The sequence below is a fragment of the Lysinibacillus sp. RC79 genome, from assembly GCF_041262405.1.
Taxonomy (GTDB): Bacteria; Bacillota; Bacilli; order Bacillales_A; family Planococcaceae; genus Lysinibacillus.
The window spans coordinates 1-19881 of the sequence record NZ_JBGCCD010000050.1 but is presented as its reverse complement, the minus strand read 5'-3'; the positions used below and the strand labels follow the sequence as shown (position 1 = coordinate 19881).

Annotated in this window: 24 protein-coding genes; 19 read left to right on the top strand and 5 right to left on the bottom strand. The window is 36.1% G+C overall.

The genetic code is table 11. The features are described from left to right. Positions 1-206: 206 nt before the first annotated feature. The gene (locus tag ABH968_RS26860) at positions 207-1745 is read right to left on the bottom strand and encodes a fumarate hydratase (RefSeq protein ID WP_370048954.1); all 1539 of its coding nucleotides are present in this window, start codon (positions 1743-1745) and stop codon (positions 207-209) included. A 388-nt stretch (positions 1746-2133) separates the two neighbouring features. On the opposite strand from ABH968_RS26860, the gene ABH968_RS26855 reads away from it, so the two are divergent. Then, the gene (locus ABH968_RS26855) at positions 2134-2925 is read left to right on the top strand and encodes a YwqG family protein (protein WP_370048952.1); all 792 of its coding nucleotides are present in this window, start codon (positions 2134-2136) and stop codon (positions 2923-2925) included. Between the two features lie 99 nt (positions 2926-3024). Here the strand turns inward: ABH968_RS26855 and ABH968_RS26850 are convergent, their stop codons facing one another. After that, positions 3025-3210 carry an SE1561 family protein gene (locus tag ABH968_RS26850; protein ID WP_370048950.1) on the bottom strand — a complete coding sequence of 62 codons (186 nt, stop codon included), beginning with the start codon at positions 3208-3210 and terminating at the stop codon, positions 3025-3027. Between the two features lie 369 nt (positions 3211-3579). On the opposite strand from ABH968_RS26850, the gene ABH968_RS26845 reads away from it, so the two are divergent. The 5 genes from ABH968_RS26845 to ABH968_RS26825 all read left to right on the top strand — a co-directional run bounded on the left by ABH968_RS26845 (position 3580) and on the right by ABH968_RS26825 (position 8610). Continuing rightward, positions 3580-4758 carry an MFS transporter gene (locus ABH968_RS26845; RefSeq protein ID WP_370048948.1) on the top strand — a complete coding sequence of 393 codons (1179 nt, stop codon included), beginning with the start codon at positions 3580-3582 and terminating at the stop codon, positions 4756-4758. A 372-nt stretch (positions 4759-5130) separates the two neighbouring features. Beyond that, entirely contained in the window at positions 5131-5766 is a 636-nt protein-coding gene (locus ABH968_RS26840; RefSeq protein ID WP_370048947.1) for a hypothetical protein, read from the top strand. Positions 5767-6607: 841 nt separating this feature from the next. Further along, a complete protein-coding gene (locus tag ABH968_RS26835; RefSeq protein ID WP_370048945.1) occupies positions 6608-7693 on the top strand; it encodes a hypothetical protein in 1086 nt (361 codons plus the stop codon). Next, positions 7687-7848 (top strand): hypothetical protein, encoded by a 162-nt coding sequence (locus ABH968_RS26830; RefSeq protein ID WP_370048943.1) that lies wholly within the window; start codon positions 7687-7689, stop codon positions 7846-7848. The genes ABH968_RS26835 and ABH968_RS26830 overlap by 7 nt, the downstream gene beginning before the upstream one ends. 411 nt (positions 7849-8259) lie before the next feature. After that, on the top strand, positions 8260-8610 hold the full coding sequence (locus tag ABH968_RS26825) for a hypothetical protein (protein ID WP_370048942.1): 351 nt from the start codon (positions 8260-8262) through the stop codon (positions 8608-8610). A 692-nt stretch (positions 8611-9302) separates the two neighbouring features. On the opposite strand, the gene ABH968_RS26820 is transcribed toward ABH968_RS26825, so the two are convergent. After that, positions 9303-10523 (bottom strand): translocation protein TolB, encoded by a 1221-nt coding sequence (locus ABH968_RS26820; protein WP_370048941.1) that lies wholly within the window; start codon positions 10521-10523, stop codon positions 9303-9305. A gap of 52 nt (positions 10524-10575) precedes the next feature. Between ABH968_RS26820 and ABH968_RS26815 the strand changes: the two genes are divergently transcribed. Both ABH968_RS26815 and ABH968_RS26810 read left to right on the top strand, forming a co-directional pair. Further along, a complete protein-coding gene (locus ABH968_RS26815; RefSeq protein ID WP_370048939.1) occupies positions 10576-11091 on the top strand; it encodes a recombinase family protein in 516 nt (171 codons plus the stop codon). A gap of 22 nt (positions 11092-11113) precedes the next feature. Next, on the top strand, positions 11114-11980 hold the full coding sequence (locus tag ABH968_RS26810; RefSeq protein ID WP_370048968.1) for a recombinase family protein: 867 nt from the start codon (positions 11114-11116) through the stop codon (positions 11978-11980). 97 nt (positions 11981-12077) lie between these two features. Here the strand turns inward: ABH968_RS26810 and ABH968_RS26805 are convergent, their stop codons facing one another. Continuing rightward, positions 12078-13505, bottom strand: coding sequence for a recombinase family protein (locus tag ABH968_RS26805; RefSeq protein WP_370048937.1), 1428 nt, complete (start codon positions 13503-13505; stop codon positions 12078-12080). A 77-nt stretch (positions 13506-13582) separates the two neighbouring features. After that, complete coding sequence (locus tag ABH968_RS26800) at positions 13583-14278, bottom strand: LexA family transcriptional regulator (RefSeq protein WP_370048936.1); 696 nt, start codon at positions 14276-14278, stop codon at positions 13583-13585. A 145-nt stretch (positions 14279-14423) separates the two neighbouring features. Here ABH968_RS26800 and ABH968_RS26795 point away from each other — a divergent pair, with 145 nt between their 5' ends. The 11 genes from ABH968_RS26795 to ABH968_RS26745 form a co-directional block, all read left to right on the top strand. Then, positions 14424-14660, top strand: a complete 237-nt coding sequence (locus ABH968_RS26795; protein WP_370048934.1) for a helix-turn-helix transcriptional regulator — start codon at positions 14424-14426, stop codon at positions 14658-14660. Between the two features lie 127 nt (positions 14661-14787). After that, positions 14788-14940 (top strand): hypothetical protein, encoded by a 153-nt coding sequence (locus ABH968_RS26790; RefSeq protein ID WP_370048932.1) that lies wholly within the window; start codon positions 14788-14790, stop codon positions 14938-14940. Between the two features lie 32 nt (positions 14941-14972). Next, positions 14973-15422 (top strand): hypothetical protein, encoded by a 450-nt coding sequence (locus ABH968_RS26785; protein ID WP_370048931.1) that lies wholly within the window; start codon positions 14973-14975, stop codon positions 15420-15422. 160 nt (positions 15423-15582) lie between these two features. Then, positions 15583-16512 carry a rolling circle replication-associated protein gene (locus tag ABH968_RS26780; protein ID WP_370048929.1) on the top strand — a complete coding sequence of 310 codons (930 nt, stop codon included), beginning with the start codon at positions 15583-15585 and terminating at the stop codon, positions 16510-16512. Then, a complete protein-coding gene (locus ABH968_RS26775; protein ID WP_370048928.1) occupies positions 16484-17248 on the top strand; it encodes a ParA family protein in 765 nt (254 codons plus the stop codon). Before ABH968_RS26780 ends, ABH968_RS26775 begins: the two co-directional genes overlap by 29 nt. Before the next feature lie 30 nt (positions 17249-17278). Further along, the gene (locus ABH968_RS26770; RefSeq protein WP_370048926.1) at positions 17279-18259 is read left to right on the top strand and encodes a ParB/RepB/Spo0J family partition protein; all 981 of its coding nucleotides are present in this window, start codon (positions 17279-17281) and stop codon (positions 18257-18259) included. A gap of 50 nt (positions 18260-18309) precedes the next feature. Beyond that, positions 18310-18867 carry a Holliday junction resolvase RecU gene (locus ABH968_RS26765; RefSeq protein ID WP_370048924.1) on the top strand — a complete coding sequence of 186 codons (558 nt, stop codon included), beginning with the start codon at positions 18310-18312 and terminating at the stop codon, positions 18865-18867. Between the two features lie 22 nt (positions 18868-18889). Then, positions 18890-19120 carry a hypothetical protein gene (locus ABH968_RS26760; protein WP_370048923.1) on the top strand — a complete coding sequence of 77 codons (231 nt, stop codon included), beginning with the start codon at positions 18890-18892 and terminating at the stop codon, positions 19118-19120. A gap of 22 nt (positions 19121-19142) precedes the next feature. After that, a complete protein-coding gene (locus ABH968_RS26755; protein WP_370048921.1) occupies positions 19143-19361 on the top strand; it encodes a hypothetical protein in 219 nt (72 codons plus the stop codon). After that, positions 19361-19582 (top strand): hypothetical protein, encoded by a 222-nt coding sequence (locus ABH968_RS26750; protein ID WP_370048918.1) that lies wholly within the window; start codon positions 19361-19363, stop codon positions 19580-19582. The genes ABH968_RS26755 and ABH968_RS26750 overlap by 1 nt, the downstream gene beginning before the upstream one ends. After that, the coding region (locus tag ABH968_RS26745) for a hypothetical protein (RefSeq protein ID WP_370048916.1) at positions 19569-19881 on the top strand (313 nt) is incomplete at its 3' end. The genes ABH968_RS26750 and ABH968_RS26745, both read left to right, overlap by 14 nt.

Below are 19881 nucleotides of genomic sequence, written 5' to 3'. Positions count from 1 at the left end.
AGGAATATTCTGTGCTTCTCAAATTTGTGCAGGCTCATCACTATAAAGTGGGGTTGATAAAATGTCATCTCCAACTTTTGGTGATGAGCCATAAATTATTAAGTTATAAATTCGTTTTTGCAGTGTGGCTGCCGCTATGCTTACGCCACAGCTTAAAAACCAATTCTGCTATTCAACGTAACGCTAAAAAAAGAAATTGCTTTTTATTAGAATACTCGTTCTGCGTGTAGCGCAAGTTTTTCTAGTGATGATTTGTCTACGTCTGCGTGTAGTGATTTACCGTGAGAGTCCATAGTTACAACAGCTGTGAACTTCTCAACGTTTAAGTGCCACATTGCTTCTGGAATACCGAATTCCATTAGGTCAACACCTTCAACACCTTTAATGCAGTCTGCGTAGTATTGTGCAGCACCACCGATTGCATTTAAGTAAACGCCACCGTGCTCTTCTAATGCAGCAAGTGTTTTTGGTCCCATACCGCCTTTACCAATTACAGCGCGGATACCGAATTTTTTCATGATGTCACCTTGATATGGCTCCTCACGAATAGAAGTAGTTGGACCAGCTGCTTTTACTGTCCAGTTGCCTTCTTCGTCTTTTGCCATTACAGGACCACAGTGATAAATAACTTGTCCATTAAGATCAACTGGAGCATCATGGCTCATTAAGTGATGGTGAATTGCGTCACGGCCAGTATACATACGACCAGTAATTGAAACAACGTCACCAACTTTTAGAGCGCGAATTTGTTCTTCAGTAATTGGTGCAGTAAGTTCTACTACATCTGTAGTAGTATCTTCTGTAGTTGCTGCAACTTCATCTTCTTTAAATGTAATTTTTTCGCCTTCTTGGTAATGCCAGTTAATAATTTCGCCAGTTTCAGGATTGATGTCTACAGCCATACGACGGTATGCCCAGCAGTTATAAGCTACTGATACGTAGAATGATGCAGGGATACGGTGCATAACACCAATTTTACAGCCAAGTAATGTTGCTTCACCACCGAAGCCCATTGTACCGATACCAAATGTGTTTGCAGTTTTCACTACATACTCTTCTAATTTAGCAAGATCAGAATTTGGATTTGTATCTTCCACATGACGGAATAACTGTTCTTTCGCTAAGTCGTAACCAGAAGAGCGATCGCCACCGATACCTACACCGATGAAACCAGCTGAACAGCCTTGTCCTTGTGCTTGGTATACTGAGTGAAGGATACATTTACGGATACCATCTAAATCACGACCAGCGCGGCCAAGACCTTCAATCTCACATGGTAGGCTATACTGAATGTTTTTATTTTCACAGCCGCCACCTTTAAGGATTAATTTAATTGTAATGTAGTCTTTTTCCCATTGTTCGAATTTCATAACAGGTAGACCCTCACCTAGGTTATTACCGCTGTTTGCGCCTGTTAATGAATCAACCGCATTTGGACGCAATTTTGCATCTGCAGAAGTATCGATAATAGCTTTTTTAATAGCTTCTTTAATTTCTAATTGATTTACACCGACAGGAGTATAAATTTTGAATGTTGGTAGACCAGTATCTTGACAGATTGGTGATACATTATCTTCTGCCATAATGATATTATTTGAGATTGTGTCTAAGCTCATTGCAGCACGAGTACCTGAATTCTCGGCTTCTTTAGCTTTCTTAATAGCACGACGTACGTCTTTTGGTAGATTCGTAGACGTTTCAGTAATTAAATCGTAAAGACTTTTCTCCAAAGTTTGGATATTCATTTGGTATTGCCCCCCATAGAAAATTTGATTATTTCCACGTTACATTATACTCTTTTCAACTAATGAAAAAAAGAGTTCAACTCATTGGGGTTGGAATTAAAGGTCTATTCTCAAAAAGAGGTAATTATAATGTGAAATAATGTTATTTATCGTTAAGATGTTAGAAGAAAATTGAAGCGGGGTAATAAACAATATCTTAAGGTTTTCCTAATCGGTTTTAGGATTTACGGGAGCATGCTTTCGAGGAGCTGATCACTTATTTGATCATATCTACTGCTGAAAAGCGGTTTCCTACTTATTCACAAGCTGTAGTTTCATCGAAATAAAGATTGTTAAAACGGAACATTTGTTCTACAATGAATGTAAAATTACTTTAGGAGGTCATAGAATGAAGTTACTTAATTTACCCGAAGTATTTGAACAATATAGGGCAGTAATAGAGGAAACGATACAGCCTACCGTATTTATTGAAACGGAAGAACGAAAAACATCTTTATTTGAAAGTAAGTTTGCGGGTGATCCATATTTTCCGCTATCAATGGAATATCCGAAAAGTCCTGAAGGGCAGCCATTAAAATTACTAGCACAAATTAATTTTGCAGATGTACCTAATCATTTACCGAATTTCCCTAAAGAGGGAATCTTACAGTTTTATATTGATGGATATGACGATGTACTAGGGATGGATTTTGACAATGGTCAAAATCAGGAGGGCTTCCGCGTTGTTTTCCACGAACATATTGTTAGTGATGAGTCACAGTTAGTACAAGACTTCTCATTTGTTGAAGCGAAAGAAGAAGAATTATACTTTCCAGTGGAAAAAGAAATGGCATTGTCCTTTGGAACAGGCTATGAACCATTATCAGCAAATGACTTCAGAAGTGAAAAACCATATGCGAAGATCCTTGCAAATATAGAAGACAATGATAATTTAGTAGACTCATTTTATGAAACATTAAATAGTACAGGTCATAAAATCGGAGGATATCCATTCTTTACCCAGGAAGATCCAAGAGCTTATGGTGACTATACAGATTCAACAATTTTGTTGCTTCAAATTGACAGTGTAGGCGATCATATTCTGTGGGGGGATGTTGGGGTCGGCAACTTTTTCATCTCTGAAGATGAGCTGAAACGTAAGGATTTTAGTAAAGTTCTATATAATTGGGATTGCTACTAGCCAGAAATGGACAAGAAAAAAGCAAGTGGATATATAGCTTTCCACTTGCTTTTATATAGCCTCCGGACGCAATTACGCCAAGGCGAAATTGATTAGTAGTTATTGTTCACGAGCATTAAATTGCTCCATTTTGTCCTCTAAATCATCCATCATTTGAATTAAACGATCAATATCCTCTAATTCAGTTGTTTCAGGATCAATTGCATCTAAAACTTCTAAAAATATTTCAAGACGCTCTTTTAAGTAACTCATTTGCTGTTTTTTATCAGTGATTGGATTTGACATACATACACCTCATTTCGTCCCCTTCATCTTAGCTGATTCGGGACTAAATTTCAATGTTTAGGTAAACACCTAGGACTAAGCGATTATTTTGAAAAAACAATAGACAGAATATTTACAATAATGAAATCGTGTGTTAAATTAGTATTAAGAAAAGGTAAAGGAGCTGATTTAAAAAATCCAAAAAGACTCTAACTCGAAAAGGAGGGAGTTTAAACAAGTACTCGGCCAATGTAAAAGCCGAAATTCGTGTTTATACAATTAAATGGAGATAAGTGTTAGTTAGGCCTTAGCGTAAAATCACATGTGGTGAGCGCTAAGGCTTTTTGGTATGCTGATATCTGGAAGAATGACTTGATGTTGGAGGAAAAGATGACATACTTCTCAGATTACAGCAAAAAAAGATTTGCCATTCTAGTGTTAATTGTATCTATTTCAGGTTTTTCACAAGGGATGCTTTTACCACTAATTTCAATTATTTTCGAACGTGATGGAGTATCCTCCGCGTTGAATGGATTGAATGCAACAGGTCTATACATAGGAACATTATTAATCTCACCGTTTATCGAACAGCCGTTACGAAAATGGGGTTACAAACCCATTATTTTAATGGGCGGTGCACTTGTCTTCGCTTCGCTGTTAGCATTTCCATTATGGAAGAGTGTGACCTTTTGGTTTATTCTCCGCTTATTCATTGGGGTAGGGGATCATGCATTACACTTTGCAACACAGACGTGGATTACAAGCACATCGGATCATAAAAGCTTAGGAAAAGGTATGGCCATTTACGGCTTGTCCTTCAGCACTGGCTTTGCTGTTGGGCCATTAATGGTAAAACTTATACAAATTTCAGAGGCATTACCGTTTATTGTATCCTCAATTATGTGCTTATTAGCGTGGTCTTTTGTATTTCTCTTACAAAATGAAAAACCAGAGCGATTAACGGGAGACTTACATGCAAGAGGCTGGCATCGTTATAAAATGGCCATTGTATTTGGATGGATTGCCTTTTTAGGGCCATTTGTTTACGGTTTTTTAGAATCCTCTTTAAATGCTTTGTTCCCAGTTTATGCTTTGCGTAAAGGTTTCGACGTGAATATGATTCCTATTATTTTATCAGTCTTTACATTTGGTGGGATTTTAACACAAGTACCACTTGGAGCTATAGGGGATAAAGTAGGACGACGTAATGTCTTAATGATAGGCTCATTTGGAGGGGCTATTATTTTTGGCATTGCGAGCTTTGTAGAGCATTCACAAATGGCAGTAGCCGTAGCATTTTTCTTTACAGGGACATTAGTCGGTTCGATGTTTTCATTAGGTATTACCTTTATGGCTGACTTAACACCAAAGGAACTACTGCCAACAGGAAATCTGCTTTGCGGCATTGCCCTTAGTATCGGTAGCTTAACAGGGCCATTTTTAGGAGGTGTTTATTTAGAATATGTAAATTACAGCTTCCTTTTATTAGTTGCGCTACTTTTGCTAGCTATAGCAATTGTTTTGCTAGTATTTGGGCGAAATAAAAATAAGCGACCAGTGTGGATATAAGGGTCTTTGTCTTTTGGGATTATCTTTGAAGCGGAAGGAAGAGAGTCAAACGCTCGGGGAAACAGAAGAATCGCTCAGCTCGGAGACTTTTGAGTAATGTATAATTTTAGGAAAAATAAAAGAGCGGGGCTCATCTCCCGCTCATAAAACAAAAAATGCCCAGCAAATCCGTGCTGTTATGGCATTCTTTGCGTGACAAGGATTTTTCGTCCAAGTCACATAGGTTTGGCACCTAGAATGATATTATACAGATAAGCAAACATAAAATCAAATAATATTTGCAGATAAGTAATATTTGGACTTTGGATTTCTATCTCTATATAATAGAAGAACACTAACTAAGATGACTATTTATAATGAGGAGATTAACACATGGCAGAATATAAAAAATTATCGATTCACCGTGCATTAACAGAATTAAAGATGCTAAATCACCGCATCGAAGCAGCAACGAATGAAGTTAGTTCAGTGTTAGCTAATCGCAAAAGTAATAGCAAAATTAATGGAGTAGAGATTCAAGAATATGAAAAGCAAATGCAAGCCTCATACGATAAAGTAGTTAGCTTAGTTGACTATCGCAACCGAATTAAGGCGCTAGTTGTAGAGTCTAATGCTAAAACAAAAGTAATAGTGGGAAAAGAAGAAATGACTGTAGCAGAAGCGATTGAACGCAAACAGTCCATTCAATATGAAAAGGAACTGTTAGAAGTCATGCAACAGCAATATCGTTCAGCGATAAATACGGTTGCAAAAGAAAATGATGCCTTGCCAGCAAAGCTAGAAACGTATTTAGTTAATATATTAGGAAATAAAGATAAACAATCTCCAGAAGAAGTAAAATTACATACAGACACATTTATGAAAAGAAACGAGTACGAGTTAATTGATCCGATGAATGTTAAAAAGAAAATTGAAGAATTAAGTAATCGAATTGAAGAATTCGAATCAGAGGTCGATGCTGTATTATCGGAATCGAATGCAACAACATTTATTGAAGTGCAAGCCTAACTAAATATGCATGGCCTAGCGAAAACGGAAAACGAAAAGTCGCTCGCGCTTCGAGACATGTGTGCGAGTTAAAACCTGAAACATGTCTTACTACAATGGATAGTTTAAATAATCGGAGATAAAAGCTCAAAGATTAAAGTTAAAAGTCCAAAGTTTACGTTTCAAAGTTCTTTCGTATTAAAGTTAAAAACTTAAAGCATAAAAATCTTTTAAATCCTGGGCTACTGGTTAAGGTGTTGATTTTTTCTGGGCCGTCCGTCATCCACCAGGCAGCTGGAGCTGTGCATTACATACAAAAATAATATAAAAACAATGAGGCGTCTCTTAATTTTAGGAGACGCCTTTTTTGCTGCTATAGAACGTATTGGTTTACATATGGAATAAAGGAGGAAACAGGGAAGGACGCCTCAAATATTTGGAGACGTCCTTTCTCATCACTATTTATCCTTCAACACAAGCTTCGGGGCTCTATGGCACCATAGTTCACCGACCTTCCTCTCCCAGCCGTAGTATCCTATACCCGATTTTCACATTTTCATTCTCTGTGGTGTAGCGCCGATTTTGCGCTGCATGGATGGCTAACGGGGTGCTTTAGTGAAATGTAGAGCTGATAGTACGGCTCTCTTTTGTTGTTCAACTAAAGGCGTAGATTAGTGAAAGAAGGCGTTTTTCATATAATTGATGTAAACTTAAAGAAATCAAAGTTTTTGTATGGCTTTAATTATGTTAAGTAAGGGGAGTTATGATGTGAAGAAGCTTTGGAGTAAATTCGAGTATTGGCTGGAATTAAATTGTCCAGAGATAGTAGAAAGTTTTAATGAACCAGCTTCTCAATGCAGTCATGAAAGATTTAACTAATAATTTATTAGACATCACCAGCCATTACCAAAGTGAAAATAAGAAAATCACCGAAAAAGCTAATTCCGAAATAGCTCAAATTGAAAAACGCGCTAAAGAAGACGTTGATAAAATCAACCGTGCTGCTGCTTCTAAGAAGCGTAAAACAACTCAAGATGAAAATATTAAAATCCAACGCATTCAAGAAGATGCTTCTAAAAAAATCGCTGATATTGAAAAGAAATCTACTAAAGAATCTTCTGATCTATTAGGGAAAAATAAAAAAGATAATTTGGAAAAGATTAAATTGTTTATCCAAGACAAAAAATCTTTAGAAGAACTAAGCCTTGAAGAGGAAGCAGAGATTTGGAAACTTGCTGTATCACAATTCAAAGAAGGCACAAAGGAACGTGTAGAGGCGCAGAAAGCCTATAACAAAGCTGTGGATGACCTAAATAAAGCTGATTTAGAAAGCATTAAACAATATATTTCAGATAAAAAATCATCTGAGGAATTATCGTTAGTCGAAGAAGCGAAGATTTGGGAAAGAACTATCGGCTTATTTGAGGAAGGTAGCAAAGAACGTTTAGAAGCACAGAATAATTATAAAAAAGCTGTTGAAGCCGTTAATAAAGAAATAGTCTCAATTAATAAAGACTTCCAAGGCCAAATGAAAACTGTTGCTGATGACTTAGCGAAGCAAGAAGAACAGTTAAACAAAGCTTATGATGATGCATATAGCAAGCGTAAATCAACACTTATGTCCTTTGCAGGAACGTTTGATGAATTTAAAGTTGAACTAAATCGAACAAGCGCTGAATTAATGGGAAATCTACAATCACAAGTGGATGGCTTCAAAGAGTGGCAAGATCAATTTACTAAGCTATCTGAACGTAACATTGATGCGAAATTATTAAAAGAGATTTCTGATTTAGGTGTTAAAGCATTACCAGAGCTATCTGCACTCTATAGCATGACTGACGATCAACTGACTAAATATAGCGAATTGTACCGTGAAAAATCGCAATTAGCCCGTGAGCAAACTGAAAAAGAATTAGTCAAGCAGCTGAAAATGTACTTGATGTGTTAAAACATCGTTTTGGTTGGGTAGCTTATATTGAGCCGGAAGGTAAGCTGTGGCGTGTAAAAACAGGAACGTTTACTGGAATGGTAGCAGCACAAGCAGGAGCGAATAAAATTAAAACAGCTAAATTAGCACAGGTAACAAATATAGTAGCCGAATAATAATTGAAATGATGCCAGCAAAGCTAATTTAGCCGAGCTGGTCTTTTATTACTTATTACATAATACTAAAGTGACAATTTAGTGAAAAATATTTTCTTAGTATACGGACTGAGCTAAATAAAAATATCAAGTGTTTTAGTGTATATTCACTAAAAATGTTACTAAAGTTATACAAAAAGAATAATAGTACGCCAAAATGTGGCGGTGTAAATGGCGTAATTTGGCGCGTCTTATATAATAGGTAGATGAATACCGCTAAAAAATGGCGGCCGTAACGCCAAATATTGGCGTGAATATTCAATTGAAATACTATTTCCAGGAATGATAGGATAATAGTTACTCGAGGGTACTATTATGCTATAGCAAAAAATATGTACATAGATTAGGATGAAAAAAAAAGGAGCTAGGATTATGAAGAAGATAACAACCATCTTGACAGCATTATTTGCCATATTTATTGTATTTGGGAGTATGGGGAAAGCATCAGCATCTGAGTTAGATCAAGAACTAAAGAAGGATTTTTCTTCCACTTTGTTCACAGAAACTTCAATTGAAAAACACGAACACGAACATGATGCTTTTGTACATGCTAGTATAACTGGATATAAACAAATTACTGTTTTTGCTGTGTGTAACCATGTTGGTACTCTAAAAGAAACAAAACATGTTGGTACTCATAGCAAATGTGGGGGTCCTTTATACAAAGTATTTTGTAAGCCATGTGGTAAATTTACAGGTAAAACCATCTGTCTATGTAAATGATACCAGGATTAAAAACACATAAAATTTAAAGAAACATCAATAAAATCACATGATACCAATTTAAAATTTATGAAAAAAGCACCTATTTAGTTGAATAGGTGCTTTTTTGTGTCAGTGCGCCCGGCATACGCATGAACTATAGGGTGCAAGTCCCGAACCCCGAAGACAGAAGTAGAGGTTAGCCAAGAGCAAGGGTGTCCGTGGCGACGCGGAATCTGAAGGAAGCTGGAGGCAAAACACCGGTCCGAGGAACACGAATCTCATACAAGGCTAGGTATGATTGGATGAGTGTGCTGAACAGCACAAAGTCCTTTCTGTCGAAGGTCATGCCAAGTAAATGAGGCGGATAGATGGTGTGAAAGTGCATGCGCTTACCCGGGGAGGTCTGATGGAAACATGAAGTACTCTTCATAACCTACTTGATGACAAGTAGCTGAACCATCAGAAGTCAGCAGAGGTCATAGTACGATTGGGTCTAGAACTAATCGGAAGGACTGAACAATTAAGAGAGAATAGCCCTGGGCATTCCATCTCGAATGAATGAACATAGAAAACAGAGACCTTACGCTTAGAAAGTAATGGTGAAGTCCATGAGGGTATTTGCGGAGGGTGTAGTTCAGGTGGGCATGGAGATCAAGGATTGTAGTTCGCCCCCTTTACTGAAATAAAGAAATATAAACTCTGTGGTTGTTTCAGTTACTTTTTATAAAAAAGGTTGGTGGGGAGTCTACATTTTTTAACCACCTATGTTCTTGAGCATCCATACTATCTTTAATCCAAACATCTCCTTGGTCTTCTTTTTCAGATGTTCGATACCAAGTAATAGTTGAACCTACTACTTGAGGTGTATTATCTATTTTATTGTTCTTTGGAAATGTAAGCTGCTTTTGTTCTCCTGATTCAAGATTAATTACATATAACGCTGTAAACATAGTTGGAACTGGTCCCACTTTCCACGCTTTGTTTTCTTTCGCCCGAGCAACAATTATTTCATCTGGAGAAAGCCATTCTAAATCTAGGTCTACATATCCTTTAGGTGTGTAGTCCTTTTGTTTATTCAATGTAGGAATCTCGGTAACGGTTGTACTTTTGTTTACAACAAAAAATCTTCCTTCACCCGATATGAAGGCTAGTTGATTTTTTGTAGGAGCCCACTTTATCCATTTTTGATACCCAAGCATTTTCCCTATAACTTGAAAGTGATCTCCAGCTGATGAAAGTACAGCTAATGTATTGCTATCATTAGACCAAGACGCAGTTGGTGCTAATAGAAAGCTAACCCAACTCCCATCAGGGCTCCACTTAAAATAATCTGCATCAATTGCAAATAAGTCGGTTGTATTTGTTTGAATGGTGTAAAAAGGCTTAATTTTATTCGTATTTAGATTAGCATTTACGGGCACTTTAAAAAGACGAACTGGTTCCCATCCAGTAGGAAGTAAATTAGATTGAGATGAAACGATAAACGCTTTTCCGTCGGGGAACCATTCAAAATCACTAACACCTAGAGATACATTTTCAAAGCCGTATGGTCGCCCATTTTTGGTTTTTGTAACATTTAAGATACCTCTCGAATTGTAAGCTAGTTGATTTGATGTTGGCGACCATTTAATTTGACTTGTTTCAATTGATGGATATGGTTGATAGCTTTCATTTTTCTTTAAATCATAAATATACAGATACGTTTTTTCTCCATTCACGTCACCTGCTAAATAGGCAATATACTGACCATCTTTTGACCACTTTGGAGAGGATACATACCGACCTGTTGTAAGCTGTATTTCTTTATCGCTTTCTTTCATCCAAAGCTGGTGATCTCGTATAAAAGCAGCTTTAAGTGGAACTTCAGCAAAAGCACCTGTTGAGAAACTAAGACTAGCAAATAGTATTAATAATAAAATCCTAATTGTCATTAATCACACCTCTCATTTTCTCGCCCTCTTTTAGAGATATTGTTTCCAAACCTTGTTCAATTATTCTGTACCGTTAGCACAAGAAGAGATTGCTCTAATTGAACAATCTCCCTCAATAGTTGTGGAGCAACAAAAAGGAAAGGAAAAGAAGTTCGATGTTATCTTGGTTAAAGAACTTTCTAGGCTAGCCCGTAATGGTGCTTTATCATACGACCTTAGAGAAGTTTTTGAAAAGCAAAATATTCATTTAGTTTGTCTCGATAACTCAATAAATACTTTAGAAAAGAATGATTTAAATTACGGTTTATTTGCTTGGCTATATGAGGCGGAATCAATTAATAACAGTAGAAGAAATAAACAGACAAAACGAATTAAAGCACAGCAAGGTCTATATGTAGGTTCGTATCCTCCTTATGGCTATAAAAGTGAAAAAGGAAAGCTTCTTATTCGAGATGATGAAACACCTGAAATAGTGAGACGTATTTTTAAAGAATATTTAGAGGGTAAGGAATGGATTCGATTGCGAAAGATTTATTTAATGAGCATATTCCAACTCCTTCTCAAATAATTAAGAAAAAAAAGCATCATCTATTTGGCATTCCTCTACAATTAAAAATATTCTAACAAACAGGCATTACTGTGGTGATTTAGTACAAATCCGTGAAGAAACCATTTCTGTTAGAACAATCAAGCGTCGTGAAATTGAGGAAGACGAGCGAATCATTAGCGATGGTACTCACGAACCCATTATTTCATTTGATACATTTAAAGCAGTAGAGAAGATGTTACAAAAGAGAACTAAAACTGCAACAGCGCCATCAACCCATCTTTTTTCAAACCTAATATTTTGTGAAGACTGTGGAAAGGGGCTCTGGTATAGAGCAAGTAGTAAGCATTATCGTTGTGGGGGGTATATTCGACACGGCGAACGTTATTGCTTAAATAAAATGCCTATTAGATTGAATGAAATAGAAAGTGTAATTCAAAATGACCTAAAAGATTTATTTCAATTCTTTCGAGATGATTCCCTAATGAGTGAATTTGAAAGTAAGATGAACGAAAATAAGCATCAAATTCAGAGTGCAATAAAGAATGTGGAAAACAAGATTGAGAAATTAGAAATGAGGAATCGTAGCTATCTAGATCTGTACGCTGATAAGATCATTTCTAAGGAAGAGTTAAAGAAGCTTAGAGATACTGTCAGTAAGGAAATAGAAGAAATTATGATGACCAAATCAGAACTAGGCAAAAGTTTAGAGAATAACTCGAATGAAAGTTATAGTTTAACTTTAAAAAAGAAACTTGAAAAGTTCCTTTACGTTGGAAAATTGAACAAACATATGATTAATGCATTAGTCGAAAAAATTTCTTGGAGTCAAAATGGTGAATTGCGAATTCATTATAAATTTGAAAATCCATTGCAAATAAAGAAAGAAGGCAACAACCTGGTAGGGTAGTTGCCTTCTTTTAAAGGATTAATGTTCTTTTTTTAATATAAGTTGCGAGACGCACTCCACTTGAATAGAATGTTTTTATAACATATATTAATGCAATTTAAAACGCCCAATCTATGATAATATTGTCATTGGAAACGATTATTTTATTGATTAGTTTGGCGACTAACAATCGTTTCTGTTCCGTCTCCTTGTTATCCCAATCAAATGTGGCTAACTGGGAGACTGTTTTTCTTATTTCATCAATATTATTGGGGACATATTCGCTTTTTAACTCAACTATATGTTGTTTTATTTTTTCCTTTTCTTTATTTAGAGCATCTATTTTTTCGCTCATTATTTCTAAAGGAACTTTGTTTAAACTGTATAAATCAACTAGCTTAGATATTTGCTTATCGAGATTTTGTATTTCATTTTTAAGTGTATTTATTTTGGTTGAAACCTCGCTCATATCACCAAGGCGATAATTTTCTACAAAGCTCATGTTAATTTTTTTTATTTCATCAATAATGTATTGTTCAAGTATTTGTTTTTTTTCATGTGTTTTTTCACAACGTTCAACTTTCTTTAGATATTCACGGGCGTTTTGTCTAGAATAACATGAGTAATAACGCATTCGACTACCATTTTTTAATTTACCTCCGGATCTCCCGGACATTCTAGCGCCGCAATGACCACAGTATAGCAAGCCTGATAATAAATATTTTTTTCTAGATGGGTCAGAAGTGCTTGCTCGTTTCTTCATTAAATCCTGAACTTGATTAAATTGATCTATAGGAATAATGGGTGTGTGTTCTCCTTTAAAAAGCTCTCCTTTATGCTTTATTTTTCCGATATAAATAGGATTTAAAAGGATATTTCGTACAGTTGTTTCAGAATTAATAACATTTGGATACTTTTTAAGTACCATCTTAAACAATGCGTTAAGTCCGGTTCCTTTAAGGTAATTATCGTAAATAGATTTTACACACTCAGCCTCGTATTCATTGATTATGAGTTGACCATCTATATAGTCATAACCTTTAACTGTTCGTGATTCTCCGCCACCGCCATGCCATTTTCCTTCTTTTGCACGTTCATCTTTTCCCATTATGGTACGTTCTCTAATTTGTTCGCGCTCTAATTGAGCGAAAACAGAAAGAATGCCAATCATTGCTCGTCCAAAAGGTGTAGATGTATCAAATGATTCATTCATGCTAACAAAATCGACGTGATTTTTTAGAAATACGTCCTCTATCAAGTACAAAGTGTCTTTTTGCGATCTACTTAAGCGGTCTAACTTGTACACCAAAACAAGGTCAGCTGCACCTAGTTCAACTTGTTTAATCAATTCTTGCAAAGCTGGGCGATTTATATTAGAACCTGAATAGCCAGGATCAATATAAGTTTTAACAACTGTATAATTTTTAGCTTTTGCATAGGCTTGCAAGCGTTCTTCTTGAGCGCCAACTGAATAACCTTCTTTAGCTTGTTCTATAGTAGATACTCTGATGTAAAGAAATACTCTGAGTGATGCTTTATCAATCACAATAATCCTCCTAGATAATAGAAAAGAGCTAAACAAATGAGTCAGCTCTTTCCGTTTTTAATGCTTAACGTTAAGTATTAATCTAAATTCACAATATAAGTAACTACTTTGCCGTGTATCCTTAGATCATCGTTATTAATAGTAGTAATATTGTCTGTAAATAAATTATCATATGATTCTGGTCTAAATATTAATTTATTGCCATCTTGATAGAATCGTTTTACTGAATAATCAAACCCATCACTATAAACAACAATATCATTGTTATTTAATTCTTTTATCTTTACAGGTTTTACGCCTATAAGTGATTTATGAGGGATTACTTTATTCATTGAATCTCCATTAACTCTTATAAAGAAAATATCATCGTCACCAGCGTATTTACCAAGAAAATCGTCAGGTATAGATATTGTTTCGGAATTATCTAACCCATCTATATTTATTGGTAATCCGGCAGATACAGTAGAAGGAATATAAGTATATTCATAATGATTATTAGTAGAATAAGAGTTATCTTCCTCTGGAGAAAATGTTTTATCTTCTGTAATGTCTGATTTTAAAACCCCGAAATAATCAGCTAACAATTGTATTTTATCTATCCTTGGATACTTTTTACCATTGAACCAACTATAAACTGTAGTTTCTGAAACCCCATACTTCTCTAAATCTTTGAATACATCGATCTTCTTTTTGTTGTTTTTTTCCAAAAGACTATTCAAATTCCTAGCGACGATCTCTCTTTGTTCCGCAGCGGATATTTCTCTATTTGGCAATTTTATCACCTCCTTGTAACCTATTTTACTCTTAAAGTGCAGTTTTTGCAATACATATTATTGCCAATTCCGCACTTTAAGTGTTGACACCGCACTTTAAGGGCGGTATATTAAAAGCAATACAATATTGAAGTGAGGTGATGGTATGGATAAAACTTTATCTATCAAAGCTGCTAGAGTTGAACGTGGTTATTCTCAAGAAGCATTGGCGGAGAAGTTAGGTATTGGTAAACGTACTTTAATCTCTTGGGAGAATGGGGAAGTTGATGTAAAGCCAGTAAGTATGTTTGCTTTGGCGTATGTTTTGAAATATGACATTGACGAATTAAGAGTACCTACTAAAAAATTTGCAAACAAACCGCACTTAAAGTGCAGTTCGTGATTAAAGCATTTTTATATTGTTTATTTTTCGATGCGCTGTGATACCGAGCCAACGACGGTATATATACAGATTTATAGCTTATTTGACGGTAGCAACGTCGATTGTTTTCTGGAAGGAGTGAGATGGATTGGAGAGTTCTAAAAAAATTATTAATAGAGATAAAGATGGAAAGGTCATCAAAGATTTATCTAAGGTGACTTTGCCACAGGAACTAGAGATTAGTATTTTTAAAATTTTAAATCCTGAACTTCGTATTAAAGAAGTGAAGTTTGTTTCTTGAATTATTCAAATATGAAAGAAGAGGTAAAAAATATGAAATTACAACCAACTATCGAAATGAGCAAAGTAGCAGATGGAAATATGTTAGAGCAATTGCAACATGGATATGGACAAGCGTTGAAAAATTTGGTGATCGTGAACTTTTCAAATAAGTCAGTTGTTGGAGGTAGTGTGATGAAAGAAAAGGATGTATATGAATTAGAACTATCAAAAGAAATAGCGTGTTGTGAGGATGTTATAACAGCTATTAATTGGCATTTACGTGATGGCGATTATGACTCGGTGAGGGAACGTATTGCAGCATTAGGAGAGAGTGTTTCTAAAATTGAGCACTTGGAAAACCATATTAAAGCACAACGGCGCGACAATTTATATGAGCTTGCTAGTCGATTGTGCAAACAAGGAAAATCAGCAAAAGTAGTGCCTATTAATGATATCCGAATTTTTAACATAAAAAAACGCCGTACCAACTCTGACCAGTAAGCACGGCTCTTATTTGACTATTGCCAAATACCTTATAGCTAGAATAACAGCTTTCATGGTGATTAGTCAATTAGCGTCCTTGTAATGGATAGTAGGTTTACGACCATGCCCAAAATTAACAAGGCTAATAGATTATTAACGTCATTGGGAGAGAGTAACCATGCATAGAAGAAAGCGCCGGATGAAACATGTTCTAGCAGCATATGAGGAATCGTTCGTAGTAGATAAAAAGAATAGTAGAGAAGAGCATTTTGAGAGCTTGCGTTCTCAATCATTAGCTGGGTATCGCGTTAAGACAATTAAGAGTGGTGAAATGCTTGAAATAGAAGCATACCCATTTTGGAATATCCCACAAGAGTCACGTAAAAAAGAAAGAAAAGAGAGTAGCCAAGCACAGAAGAATTTGAATGACAAAAATACTAAGAAACATGTAACAAGACTTATTAACGCAAATTTTAGGAATTACGAAGATGTTTGGCTTACTTACACTTACCCAGAAGGAAAAATGCCATCGGATTTCGAGCAAGCCAAAAAAGATATGACTAATCTGATCAGGCGAATGAAGAACTGGTTAAAGAAGCGAGATCAGTACAAGGATTTTGAATTGAAATATATCTATGTGACAGAGCATACACGGGATGGAAGCAAAGTGAGAGCGCACCATCACATGGTAACAAACTTTCCAAATCGCGATATTGCGGAAGGATTGTGGAATTGTGGGGGGCGTACTCAATCGCGCAGACTACAAAGTGATGATTTCGGATTTGAAGGAATGGCTCGCTACATTACTAAAGAAAAAGGTAGCAAAACAATGAAGCGGTATACACCATCGCGGAATTTGAAGCAACCAGATGTTACAGTAGCGGACACAAAGTTAACTCGCAGACGCGCGGGGAAAATTGCGAAGGAAGAAATTTCAGCGCAAGAAATATTTGAAAAGTGGCACAATGATTATCAATTTAAAGACATGCAAGTGAAGTTTTCTGATTTTGTTTCAGGGGCTTATTTGTACGTGCGTATGAAGAGGATAGATGATTACACGAAAAAAAGGAGAACAACATATGACGATGAAGACGATCAGCATTATTAATTTAAAAGGCGGAGTGGGTAAAACTGTATCTGCTATAAACATCGCCTATACATTAGTGGCAGCACACGGCAAAAAAGTGCTTTTGATTGATAACGATAAACAGGGGAATACCTCTAAATTTTTTGATTTGCATAATGACGATGATAAGAGTTTAGCAGATTTGCTGACAGATAGAGAGTGCAGCATAAAGAGCGTTATTAAGCCTACGACATATGAGGGGCTAGACATTATTCCCGCTAATATGAATTTGCTACGAGCTAACAAAGAAATACTACTAGACGTATCGCGACCACAGCAAACTAGACTACGTAAAGCCTTAGCGCAGTTAAATAATGAATACGATTATTGCATTGTTGATAACGCACCAGACATTAATATGACAGTCATTAACGCTCTTGTAGCTTCTGACGACGTATTGGTGCCAATTAAAGTGGATAAGTTTGCGTTTGATGGTTTAGAGCTACTGGTGGATCAAATAGAAGATGTCAAAGAGTTTAACGACAACATTGTTTTTAAAGGCTGCTTCATTACGATGTTCCAGAAAAATGGTGTAAATGTTCAGGGGAACGAATATTTGGCTTCATCCACAAGTTATCCACTTTTCCACACTGTAATTAGAAAAACAGTAAAGGTTGATGAAACGACATTCATCGGAAAACCACTTCTAGATTACAAGAAGTCAACTGCTGGACAAGACTATGAAAAATTGGTCAAAGAATACCTACAAATGTGTTAGTTTCGGACACAAAAAAGGAGGGACGAACACATGAAATTCAATCTAAGCCAGCTGATGAATGATAAATCTAAAGAAGCGAGAGAAAAAGAAGGTCTTGCTTTCAAAATAGAGCACATTCAGATTGAAAAGCTACGACCATCTGAGAAGAATAAATACACTGTTGAAGATGTAGCGGAACTAAAAGCCAGTATTGAATTAATGGGGCTGCAGCAAAACTTGCTAGTACGTGAGCAAGAAAACGATTTTGAGGTCATAAGTGGACACAGGCGTTTAAAAGCCATGCAAGAACTGTATTCAGAAGGAAGTGAACAATTTAAAAAAATCCCGTGCAAGATTATGAAGTCGATAGACGACATTCAAGCTGAATTACAACTAATACTTGCCAATTCAACGACCAGGGAATTAACAGGCGCTGAAAAAACATATCAAGCAGCACGGCTACAGGAGTTGTTAACTGATCTAAAGAAAAGTGGTTATCCAATATCAGGGCGAAAAAGAGAAATTGTTGCACAGCTTATGAAAGTATCGCCTACACAGGTAGCGCGCATGGAAAGTATTAATAAAAAGCTAACACCTGAGTTAAAAGAGGAGTTTAGCAAAGAAAATATTGATATCACTACTGCTTATGAATTATCACGTCTTCCGGAAGAAAAGCAACGAGAGGTGTTAGTCGAACAACGTGAGGAAAGTAAACCAATTACACCGTCAATTGCAAAAGAGAAGCGACAGGAAGTGATGGAGTCAGAACAAAAAGAAAAACCGATGACTCATGAATTAGATAACTATCCAGAAGAATTTGAAGCGGTAAAAGCAGGATTGAAAACGTTTGTGTATGGCTTTAATAATCAAAGCTTTCGGGTAGGTGACAAGTTAAAAATAAATGAATTTGATGATGAAGAAATATTGCATACAGGTAGATCGGTAGAGGTAAGGGTCATTTACTTACAAGAAGGCGGAGAAAATGGCATTCCAGAAGATTACGTCATCATGAGCATTAAAAAAATCAGATAACAATAAGCGGCTCATATCCTGGGCCGCGCTTATAGAAAGGGTTGGGTGTTTTGAGAAAGACATATAGCAGAAGTCACGCTAATAGAGGTGCAAAGTTAGAAATGCTAGTAGAAATGACAAATAACCAATATCGAAATGCTTGGTTAGCGGATATTCGAAAAGTACCTACGCCAGTAAAAATTTTAAAGACAGAAGGAAATAAAGTAACAGGTCATCTTGATACGCCGACATGGGTTGACTATAGCGGTATTTATGAAGGGCATTCAATTATCTTTGACGCAAAGGAAACAAAGTTAAAACGTTTCCCTTTGAAAAATATATCACCACATCAATATCAGCAATTGAAATCATGGAATAAGCATGGAGCGGTTGCATTTTTATTAGTGGCTTTTTGGTTGGAAGGTAAAAATGAGCCAGAAATTTATGTGTTGCGTTTCGAACAGTTAGAAGAGGCATATGAAAACCAAGATGTTGGACGAGGTTCTAAATCAATCTCGCTCGATTTCTTTAGAGAAAACTGTAAACGTGTGAAATCAGGAAACGGCATACCAGTTGATTATTTAGTAGCGCTCAATTTAGACCAATCGAAAAAGTTAGTGCAGCAATAAGGTGTAAGGAGCGTGTTGAGTAATGTCGATTAATCAATTAAATATATTTGATTGTGATACTAACATCCAAAGAAATGATTGGATTTTTCAACAGTTAGAAGCTTTAGAGATTGAGCGCACATTAATTGTAGGAGAACTGCAAATTAGCAGAACAGAAAAATTCTATGTCGTAGAAAAAGAATCCGAATTTGAAGAGGTCTTTAGGAAAATCGAACGTTGCTATGAATTTATAAATGGGAAGTTATTACATTAAAAACTATGCGAAGAGGTGAATTATGATGGCGAAACAATATTGGAGTGCTAAACATGGTGGTTATATCAAGTGTCCTGTTGAAGGGTGCAACCATGTAGGTATTATCATCACTACAGCGCACTGTCGATTAGAACATGGGATGACACAGGAAGAAGTGCGAAAGGAATACGGGCTTCCGACAAATGTATCAAAACTTAATCGCAAACAGATTGAAAGATTAAAGAATGGAGCAAATAAATAATGACAACTGTAAAAACAATAGATTGGAACAGCCTGAACGGTAAAGTGTTGAAAATCTATGTAACTGAGCCATATGAGGCTGTAATCGGAATAGATGAAGAAACAGGGAAGTCTTATATGTTACGTCAAGAAAAGCCAACATTTTTTCTGCCAGAAACACTGACAATGCCTTCAAAAAAACGTAGCTGGTTTGGAAGGGAGATCGCTAATGATAGATATTAGAACAAAACGACTGGTTAAAACGCGAAAAGAGCATACGTGCTTTGGGTGTACGGAAACCATAGAAAAAGGTGAAAATGCGGTGGCTTGTGCTGCTAAACAAGATGAGCAGCATATGCGATTTCATTTGCACGAGGACTGCAACAAAATGATCGTAAAGGATAAATGGTTTTCTGGAAGCGGTCTTTACTATGGCTGTATCAAAGATGCTAAACAAGATGAGCAGCATATGCGATTTCATTTGCACGAGGACTGCAACAAAATGATCGTAAAGGATAAATGGTTTTCTGGAAGCGGTCTTT